The sequence below is a fragment of the Microcoleus sp. genome, assembly GCF_049646505.1.
Classification (GTDB): domain Bacteria; phylum Cyanobacteriota; class Cyanobacteriia; order Cyanobacteriales; family Microcoleaceae; genus Microcoleus.
Genome location: NZ_JBARVX010000588.1, coordinates 1 through 6836, shown reverse-complemented (window position 1 = coordinate 6836; position 6836 = coordinate 1). Strand labels below are relative to the sequence as shown.

Annotated in this window: 3 protein-coding genes and 1 pseudogene; 1 reads left to right on the top strand and 3 read right to left on the bottom strand. The window is 43.8% G+C overall.

The features are described from left to right. From WBA89_RS27560 to WBA89_RS27550, 3 genes are all read right to left on the bottom strand, one after another. The coding region (locus tag WBA89_RS27560) for an adenylate/guanylate cyclase domain-containing protein (RefSeq protein ID WP_424410823.1) at nucleotides 1–1379 on the bottom strand (1379 nt) is incomplete at its 3' end. Between the two features lie 251 nt (nucleotides 1380–1630). Beyond that, entirely contained in the window at nucleotides 1631–2026 is a 396-nt protein-coding gene (locus WBA89_RS27555) for a response regulator transcription factor (RefSeq protein ID WP_424410822.1), read from the bottom strand. After that, a complete protein-coding gene (locus WBA89_RS27550; RefSeq protein ID WP_424410821.1) occupies nucleotides 2023–5649 on the bottom strand; it encodes a GAF domain-containing protein in 3627 nt (1208 codons plus the stop codon). The genes WBA89_RS27555 and WBA89_RS27550 overlap by 4 nt, the downstream gene beginning before the upstream one ends. Before the next feature lie 907 nt (nucleotides 5650–6556). Here WBA89_RS27550 and WBA89_RS27545 point away from each other — a divergent pair. Next, nucleotides 6557–6836 (top strand): annotated as a pseudogene (locus WBA89_RS27545) (photosystem II q(b) protein); the annotation flags it as partial.

Below are 6836 nucleotides of genomic sequence, written 5' to 3'. Positions count from 1 at the left end.
TTTTTACCTTTAACTATCACAGAGCCAATTTTCCTAAATTCAAACATATCTTTAGTAGCGCTGTAAACGCTATCGCTGACCAAAATTTGTCCACCCTCAGCCATTGACTGCAACCTAGATGCAATATTCACCTCATCCCCAATTGCAGTATAGTCCATGTGCTGCGGCGAACCAATATTCCCAACAACAACCTCCCCCGAACTAATGCCAATACCCGTCAGAAAATTATCCGCAATCCAAGCAACCGACATTCTGCTAATCCGGCGCTGCATATCGATCGCAGTTTCGATCGCCTTCCTTTCGCGATCGGCCACCTCCGAAGGCGCCCCAAACATTGCCACAATCATATCTCCCACAAACTTATTCACAGTACCTTCATGACTAAAAATTACCTCTACCATCTCCGTAAAATATTCATTTAAATACATCACTATTTTTTCCGCAGGCAGCTCTTCACACTTAGTAGTAAAATCTCTAATATCCGAAAAAAGCACCGTTAAATTGCGCTTAGTCGGATTCAGAGAAATATCTCCTTTCGCATCAATAACGGCCCGCACCACCTGGGGAGAAAGGTATCTTTCCAAATTATTTTTAATTCGTTCTTCCTTCAATTTACTTTCATGTAAAAGCGCATTCTCGATCGCCGCCGCTGCTTGCGATGCCAAAGCCGTAAATAATTTTAAATCCTGTGCCGTATAGTTGACAAGTTCGTGATGACTGATATTGATTACGCCGATGGTACCGTTCTGCGTTGTGAGAGGCGCACAAATTAAAGAACGCATCTGATTTTCTCCCGGAACATATCTCGGATCGGACAATACATCATTAACTATTTCAGCTTTGCCAGAAACAAGAATATGACCTGCTATTCCTATATTGGGGCCGATTGTTGTTTTGCGGTTATACTCTTTACCGCGCGCCGAAATAATCTCCAGTTTCCCTATTTTTTTATTGATCAGCATCACCGAAATATTGGTAGCCTCAATCAATTTTTTAGCTTCCGTTACCACCAATTGACTAACTTGAGAAACTCCCAAACAAGTAGCTATTTTGCTAGAAAAATCATACAAAAAATTAACTTCTTCGTACTTTTCTAAAGCATCAACAGCCAAAGTTCTTGTATCGAAGTCTGTCCTGGCAGCATAACTCAGCATATCGGCAATAAATGCTGCTTTTTCAGTTCCTGTTACGTAACCGATAACTTCATCGGCTAGGATAATAGGATAAGTATTTAAGGAGGTTTGACAGTCTCCGCCAAATAAGATAGTTCCTTCAAGATTCAGAATAGCGGTCGGAGCGTCCAAAACATCGACTGCGCTCTCAATAACCGCCCGCAAATCTTTTTTAGAAATCAATTTTTTGAGATTGATGCGAACCATTTACTTTGCTGTTATTCATGCGCGATCCGAATCGCAGTAATTAATTGTTAACCAGTCAGTCGGTTGGAGATTGAAGATTGGAGATTGGAGATTTACTTGCAGCATTGAATCTCGAAGGTTCAACAAAAGTCTAAAAATTTTAACTTTAGTCGCTACGGGTGTCGGCAAGCAAGTATCCGTTTTTGGGCGGGACAACCGCAACTAAAAACTCAAGACTGTTCTTGTTAATTACTTGTTAATTAATTGTATGCCTATGGCTGCATCTGTGCCGTCAAACCTAGAATTTCTCTAGCTTTTACCAGCACTTCTTTCGGGCGAAAAGGTTTAGTCATATAAAGATTTGCCCCCACAGCCATACCGCTTTGCTTATCATACTCTTGTCCCTTAGCAGTCAGCATAATAATGTAAACATCCTCCATGCCCAGTTCATTTTTCACCGTATTGCAGAGTTCTAACCCGCTCATTTTCGGCATCATCACATCCAGAAAAACCAAATCCGGCTTTTCTTCCTTAATTATGTTTAATGCCTCCAGTCCATTTCTCGCCGTCAGCAACTCTACATCATCCTCATCTTCCAACTCTTCCAGAGCCTGCTCCATCAAAATCAGAATATTCGGCTCGTCATCGACAATTAAAACTTTTTTCACAGCAATTCCTGATTAATTTGTTTGTAGTTCCCGTTATCCTCTGCGATATCTCCCAAAATCATTATCGAGACATTTTTCAAGCCTTTAGCAAGCCGAATTTTTTTGACCAATTCTTGCTTTTGAGATAATGCTTCCTCAATAATAATCAAATCAGGCTCGATCGCTCTAGCTCGATCCAGGCATGATTCAGCATCAGATGCCTCAATTGTATTATACCCCTGAAAAACCAAAGCATCCGACAATTTTTTGAGAATTGAAGCATTGCTAACAACCACCAACACCGTCTTGCGCGACATCCCTTCCCGCAACAGCAAGCCGATCTCTTTTAAGAGTACCGCTACATTTATAGGTTTGGTAAAATAGCGATCGACGCCCAAACGGTAGCCCCTTTCTCGGTCTTGAATTAGGGAGACAATGATAATCGGAATACCCTTAGTATCAGGGTCGTTTTTGAGAACAGCCGCGGCATCAAAACCGTCGATTTGAGGCATCATTATATCTAAAATAATCAGATCCGGTTTAACTGCTTTAGCCTTAGAAATAGCATCTATGCCGTCAATGGCTTCCGCGACTTTATACCCTTCTTCTTCCAGTGACTGCCTCAGCATTTTGCGGATGTTAGGCTCATCGTCAGCCACTAAAATCTGCTTGCCGTTTTTAACGCCGAGCGGAGTTCTGCTGACAACTTGCTGTTTGAGTTGCCAGATTAAATCATTAATATTTTTGCATTCTTCCACCGGCTCCATGTCTTTTACTAGCGGTATACTAAAGGAAAAATTGCTGCCCCGGCCCAACTCGCTTTCCAGCCAAATTCTGCCGCCGTGGTTGTCAATAATTTGTTTAGAAATTGGCAGCCCCAAGCCAGTGCCTTTCGGCTTTTCTGTCAGGATATCTCCCACTTGTTTAAATCTTTCAAAAACTTTGCTGTGGTCTTCTGGTGCAATGCCTATGCCAGTATCGATAATGCTAATAACTAGCTCGTCATTCTCTACTCTGGCGCGACAGGTGACAGAACCTGATTCTGTGAACTTAACTGCATTTGAAATTAAATTGATCGCGACTTGAATCAGGCGAGCGGGATCTACCAATACCTGTGGCAGTCCGGCGCTAAAATCTTCGATCAACTTCAAATTATTCTTTTCTAATAAAGATGACGTAGCAGCGATCGCCTGCTGTAAGATTTGCGCTGGATTTGTCGGCTGCAACTGCCATTCAACGCGCCCAGCTTCCATCTTAGCAATATCCAAGACATCATTAATTAAAGATGTCAGCCGTTCAGCTTCTGAGACAATAATGTTGATGTTATCTCCCACTTTATTCAAGGCTTTTTTAATTTTGCGGTCTTCCGATACGACTCCGGGAACAATCACTCTTTCTAGTTTTTCTTGAATCAGCGAAGCAAAACCCAAAACCGAAGTTAAAGGCGTCCGCAGTTCGTGAGAAACTGTAGCCAGAAAATCCGTTTTCATGCGATCGACTTCTCGTTCCACCGTCACATCTCTAATCAAAATTACCGAACCGAGAGATCGATCTGCTTCGTCTTTCACCGCTTCTTTCAGAATAGTTGTCGCTAAAGCTTGACCGATCTTGGCATTGCCCAGTTCCACTTCCAGCATCACAATTTCTCCCTCTCGATGCTCAGTCGCCTCGACCAATTTTGCTAATTTTTTAGGAAACATTTCGGAGACTTTTTTTCCTTTCAGGTCAACATCTTTCAATTCAAACATCGCCAGCAGAGCCGGGTTAAACCTGGTAATTTTGCCTTCAATGTCAGTAACTAATAACCCGTCAGCCAAATTGTCAACGATCGCATTTAAGTCGGCCAAAGTCGTCCGCAATTCCCAGGACTGCTGTTTAGTGCGATCGAGCAATTCTGCTTGGTTCATAGCTACTCCCAATTGACTGCCAACCTGAGCCAGCAACCTCACTTCTCCCGCTTCCCACTCGCGGGGGCCAGAGTTGTGGTAAGCTGCTAGCAAACCCCAGAGATTTTCGCCCACAAAAACAGGTGCTACACAATATGCTTTCGCTTGAATTTGTTCGAGGATTTCTAAGTGACAGGGAGAGTGACCAATTTTATAGATGTCATTAACTACAAAAACTTCTTGATGGCGGTACCTGCCGCCCTTAGTTTTTTGCAAATAATCATCTTGCCAGACTGTTTTAATTTTGTCAGTTACTAAAGGTATCCAACCTTCTGCTACCGACTCCGACACAAATTCCCCGCTCCAGTCTGGAAAAAAACGGTAAACTCCTACACGGTCGCAGTTGAGGATTTGCCGCACTTCTTGAGTAGTAGCGCTAAATATTTTGTCAATATTTAGCGTCTGGCGAATCCGTTCAATTACTCTGGTTAACGTGCGCTCCTGTTCTGCTGCTTTTGCCTGCTGTTTAGCTTGAAAATGTATTTGTTCTAGGTACTCAGACTGTTGCAAAGCCACTCCCAAATGAGTGCCAATTTGATTCAGCAACTTGACTTCCGTTTCTTCCCAATGCCGCGCACCTGTGTGTTGAAATGCACTGAGCAATCCCCAGAGTTTCTCACCTTTAAAAATCGAAACTACCGCACAGGATTTGACACCAAAATATTCTAAAGCTTCTATGTGACAATCGCTCTGTCCGGCATTGTAGATATCGTCTGCGATAAAGGTTTCCCCGTAGCGGAATCTGCCTCCTCGGTGTTCGTTTATGTATGGGTCTTCCCAACCGCTGCCTACCAATTTCGACCATTCGCCGGATTCAGATTCAAAGATAAAGTCGCCGAAATAGTCTTCACGGAATTGATAAATCGCAACGCGATCGACATTTAAAAGTTTGCGGACTTCTGTCGCTGCTGTCTGGAAAATTGTTTCCATATCTAAGGTGAGGCGGATCTTGTCAATCATCCGACTTATTGCTCTTTCTCGGTCTGCTTCTTTAACCAGCTCTTCAGTGCGTTTTCGCAATTGAGCCTCCAGAGTTGTCTGAAGTGCTGTTGACCGCTTCTGCGCTTTTTCTAAAAGTTTTGCTTGCTGTATGGCTACTCCCAAATGCACTGCAATTTGACTGACAAACTCAATTTCATCTTCCTGCCACTGGCGCGGGGCGCGACATTGGTGAATGCAGAGCAATCCCCAAAGTTGATTTCCTTTAATTAAAGGTACAATTAGGTTTGCTTTAACTTGAAATTGGGCAAGAATAGCAATGTGGCAATCGCTCAATCCAGCATTGTAAATATCAGCAACTGCCTGAATTCTTCCTTTTTCATAGTGTACTGCGTGTTGTCCTCCAAAGCAGTGGTCGTGCACCTTGACAGCTTTTGCTGAGTTAAACTCAGGCAGCACGTCTTCAGACACAAATTCGCCGTCGTCAAATCCTGAATCCTCGTAAAATCGAAACATTCCCACTCGATCGGCATTCAGCAGTTGGCGCACTTCCGTAGCCGTTGATTTAAAAATAATATCTAAGTCTAGGGACTCCCGAATTTTGGTCACTACAGCAAACAGGGCCTTTTGTTTAGCGACTCTAGCGGCTTCTGGTTTAGCGGCAGATTCTAGTTCGGCAACGCGCGTTTTGAGGGTTTCTAGCTCGCTTTTGAGGGCATCATAATCTTCTGGTTTTAATACTACATGATTTTCTGACATAGGTTTGACTCTCTTTAGGTTAGTTTCTTAAGTATTGATAGTTATTTATTTTTATGTTTTTCAACTTAATCTTATCGTCTTTTCCCTAAACTTTCAACAGGATTTGCTTTGATAGTTTTGGATCGCAGATTTTTAAGGGAGAATTTCTGCATGAAGTGCTGTAAAAACTACGATTGCAGCAATTGGCAACATCCTAACCGTCGGGCGCGGTTGCTATAACTACCAACTAATACTTAGTGCGCGCTTCGTGGCGATCGCACTAGCTAGCTCAATTGTCGATCGAATCCTGCGCCTATTGCTTCGGTCTTATGCGCCCAAATACTAGAGCATTTCTATGATAGATTACTGGAGCAACAAGCTGTTTAAAACCCGCTCAGTCGCCTTCAGACTCGGATTTCCAGCCCCGCACCTATATTTTTTTCGCAATGTTCAAAGATCGGACACAGCGCAGTATCCCGATCGAGCGCGGCTACCACGGGGGAGAGTGCCCCCACAAAACACTATATATAGATCGCGGCAACTGCGAGGGATTGCCCTACTGCGTCAATCTGGCATTTTTGGGCCGCAAACCAAAGTCCGCAACGGGCCCGCCTGGAAGTTCCACAATCAATAAACTCTTGTAGGGCGGGCTTCTCACTGGCTTCGCGTGCGGGAGTGTGGCGACGGGTGGAAGACATGAGTTGATTTTAAAAGCATCAATTCACGCCGGCGATTCACAAAGAAGGATAGCTAGGCTTCACGGCTTTTCCCCCTGGCAGCAGGGTTTATCAGCTTTACTTATCATTCTCATCAGTTTAACTGTCGTTACAGGCCTTTACAAACCTGAGAATATGCTTTATATTTATTTACATGGCGGAACACAAAGCCGTCACGAACATTGAAAACCAAATAACGCAATCATAAATACATGACAGCCACATTACAGCAGCGCGAAAGCGCCAACCTGTGGGACCAGTTTTGTAACTGGGTCACTTCGACCGACAACCGCCTCTATGTAGGCTGGTTCGGCGTCCTGATGATTCCTACACTACTGACAGCCACAATCTGCTACATCACTGCCTTCATCGCAGCCCCTCCCGTAGACATTGACGGCATCCGCGAACCTGTTGCAGGTTCCTTGATGTTCGGCAACAACATCATCACTGGTGCAGTTGTTCCTTCGTCTAACGCTATAGGCTTGCACTTCT

Coding starts and splice junctions, on each gene's coding strand:
- WBA89_RS27550 (WP_424410821.1), bottom strand. CDS start 5,649: ATGTCAGAAAATCATGTAGTATTAAAACCAGAAGATTATGATGCCCTC.